Raw genomic sequence first — 3542 nt, forward strand, 5'->3', positions numbered from 1 at the left:
AGTTTAACGGCCGAGTTCGGAATGGGATCGGGTTCAGGCCCCTCGCCATAACCACCAAGCCAGCGGAATGCAGAAGCATGAGCGGCGATGGCCGCTTTGGTCTTTTCGACTGTCCCGTCGAAGGCGGGCATCGAGAATGAGAGTGATCAAGCCGAACGAGCTATTAGTACCGGTAAGCTTCATGCGTTGCCGCACTTCCACACCCGGCCTATCGACGTGGTGGTCTTCCACGGCTCTTCAGGGAGAAATCGTTTCGAGGTGGGTTTCCCGCTTAGATGCCTTCAGCGGTTATCCCGTCCGTACATAGCTACCCTGCAATGCGGCTGGCGCCACAACAGGTCCACCAGAGGTACGTCCATCCCGGTCCTCTCGTACTAAGGACAGATCCTCTCAATTCTCCTACACCCACGGCAGATAGGGACCGAACTGTCTCACGACGTTCTGAACCCAACTCACGTACCACTTTAATCGGCGAACAGCCGAACCCTTGGGACCTGCTCCAGCCCCAGGATGTGATGAGTCGACATCGAGGTGCCAAACGATCTCGTCGATATGGACTCTTGGAGATCATCAGCCTGTTATCCCCGGCGTACCTTTTATCCGTTGAGCGATGGCCCACCCACGCGGGACCACCGGATCACTATGGCCGACTTTCGTCTCTGCTCGACATGTCCGTCTCGCAGTCAGGCGGGCTTATGCCATTGCACTCGACGACCGATTTCCGACCGGTCTGAGCCCACCATCGCGCGCCTCCGTTACTCTTTGGGAGGCGACCGCCCCAGTCAAACTGCCTGCCATGCGCTGTCCCGGACCCGGATGACGGATCGCGGTTAGACATCCATGTCGCCAAGGGTGGTATTTCAAGGGCGGCTCCACGCGAGCTGGCGCCCGCGCTTCAAAGCCTTCCACCTATCCTACACATGCCGACACGAATGCCAGCGCAAAGCTACAGTAAAGGTGCACGGGGTCTTTCCGTCTGACCGCAGGAACCCCGCATCTTCACGGGGAATTCAATTTCACTGAGCCGATGCTGGAGACAGCGGGGAAGTCGTTACGCCATTCGTGCAGGTCGGAACTTACCCGACAAGGAATTTCGCTACCTTAGGACCGTTATAGTTACGGCCGCCGTTTACCGGGGCTTCGATTCAAGGCGTGAACCTCTCCTCTTAACCTTCCGGCACCGGGCAGGCGTCAGACCCTATACGTCGTCTTGTCGACTTCGCAGAGCCCTGTGTTTTTGCTAAACAGTCGCCACCCCCTGGTCTGTGCCCCTCCCACGCGGTTGCCCACGCGGAAGGCCTCCTTATCCCGAAGTTACGGAGGTAATTTGCCGAGTTCCTTCAGCATCGTTCTCTCAAGCGCCTTGGCATGCTCTGCCAGTCCACCTGTGTCGGTTTCGGGTACGGTCTCGCGCGGGGGCTGTTTCCCGGGACCCTCCGGCCGCGCCTCCAATCCGATAAGGAGACACGACGGCTCGGATCCGTCACCACCCGCTGGCTCAGGACTATTCACCTGATTCCCATCGACTACGCCTTTCGGCCTCGCCTTAGGGGCCGGCTGACCCTGCGCAGATTAGCTTTACGCAGGAACCCTTGGACTTTCGGCGACAGCGTCTCTCACGCTGTTTGTCGTTACTCATGTCAGCATTCGCACTTCCGATACCTCCAGGGGCCCTCACGGGTCCCCCTTCACAGGCCTACGGAACGCTCCGCTACCGCTCATCCGAAGATGAACCCCAAGCTTCGGCTCGTGGCTTGAGCCCCGTTACATTTTCGGCGCAAGGACCCTTGGCTAGACCAGTGAGCTGTTACGCTTTCATAAAGGATGGCTGCTTCTAAGCCAACCTCCTGGTTGTTTTGGGGTCCTCACATCCTTTCCCACTTAGCCACGAATTGGGGGCCTTAGCTGTAGGTCAGGGTTGTTTCCCTCTCCACGACGGACGTTAGCACCCGCCGTGTGTCTCCCGTGCACTGCTTCCAGGTATTCGGAGTTTGGTTAGGTTTGGTACCGTTGTGGACAGCCCTAGCCCATCCAGTGCTCTACCCCCTGGAGCATTCACACGAGGCGCTACCTAAATAGCTTTCGCGGAGAACCAGCTATCTCCGGGTTTGATTGGCCTTTCACCCCTAGCCACAAGTCATCCGAGGCTTTTTCAACAGACACCGGTTCGGTCCTCCAGTGCGTGTTACCGCACCTTCAACCTGCTCATGGCTAGATCACCCGGTTTCGGGTCTGGCGCGTCGAACTGAACGCCCTGTTCAGACTCGCTTTCGCTGCGCCTACGCCTCACGGCTTAAGCTTGCTCGACACGCCAAGTCGCTGACCCATTATACAAAAGGTACGCGGTCACCCAGGACGAACCTTGGGCTCCCACTGTTTGTAGGCATCCGGTTTCAGGATCTGTTTCACTCCCCTCGTCGGGGTGCTTTTCACCTTTCCCTCACGGTACTGGTGCACTATCGGTCGCTGAGGAGTACTTAGGCTTGGAGGGTGGTCCCCCCATGTTCAGACAGGATTACACGTGTCCCGCCCTACTCGTATCCCACGCCATGCCTTATCCGTACGGGGCTGTCACCCATATCGCCCGACTTTCCAGACGGTTCCGGTTCACATGACGCAGGCGTTGGCCTGATCCGCGTTCGCTCGCCACTACTGACGGAGTCTCGTTGATGTCCTTTCCTCCGGGTACTTAGATGTTTCAGTTCCCCGGGTTCGCCTCAAATCCCTATGGATTCAGGATCTGATACCTTCTGGTAGTGACCAGTAACCGGTGACCAGAGACCAGACTGTTCCGGTCACTGCTCACTAGCCACTGGTCACTGAAGGTGGGTTTCCCCATTCGGAAATCCTCGGATCAAAGCGCGTTCGCAGCTCCCCGAGGCTTATCGCAGCGTACCACGTCCTTCATCGCCTCTCAGCGCCAAGGCATCCACCGAATGCCCTTAAGACACTTGATCGCTCCCATGATCCATGCACGCACCCCCGGAGGGACACGACACGGACAAGAAGAACGAAAGGCCCTCCCGCGCTCGGCAAGCACGACAGAGCCGTCCTGCCCATGCGGACCCGATAAGATCCGCACGGCCAGATAAAGACCAGAGACGACCATGCTCGCCGAGGCCGAAGCCCCGACGATCCACGATCGTCATCCTATGCCGAACGCGCCCGGGTGACCGATCTTACGACCGGCGCTGGTGTCCCAGACGCGTCCATCCTCTTCACGATGTCAAACATCGCCGCCACTCGGATCACGAAGACCACGAGCAGAGGCGAACCTTGCTCTTCAAACGGATACAGCCGGCTCTACACCTGCGCTCAGCATGCGCTGATCACCTGGTGGAGCCGGACGGGATCGAACCGACGACCTCATGCTTGCAAAGCACGCGCTCTCCCAACTGAGCTACGGCCCCTGCCGGTGAACGGAGAATCGACCCGGCGCGACGCGCCGAAAGGCCGACCGGCCGCCGCGCCTGATGGCGCGGACGTTCGCGGCCATGCCGCGAACAAACCAGAAGACCAGCAGTGTCGGCGCGCGAAGCGCA

At 58.9% G+C, this 3542-nt stretch carries 1 tRNA gene and 1 rRNA gene; both read right to left on the minus strand.

Annotated elements, in window-relative coordinates:
• Positions 1-142: 142 nt before the first annotated feature.
• Positions 143-2957: ribosomal RNA gene (locus VB780_RS14155) — 23S ribosomal RNA — on the minus strand.
• A gap of 377 nt (positions 2958-3334) precedes the next feature.
• A tRNA-Ala gene (locus VB780_RS14160) sits at positions 3335-3410 on the minus strand.
• Positions 3411-3542 lie beyond the last annotated feature (132 nt).

The organism is Leptolyngbya sp. CCNP1308 (assembly GCF_034932455.1).
GTDB lineage: Bacteria > Cyanobacteriota > Cyanobacteriia > Phormidesmidales > Phormidesmidaceae > Nodosilinea.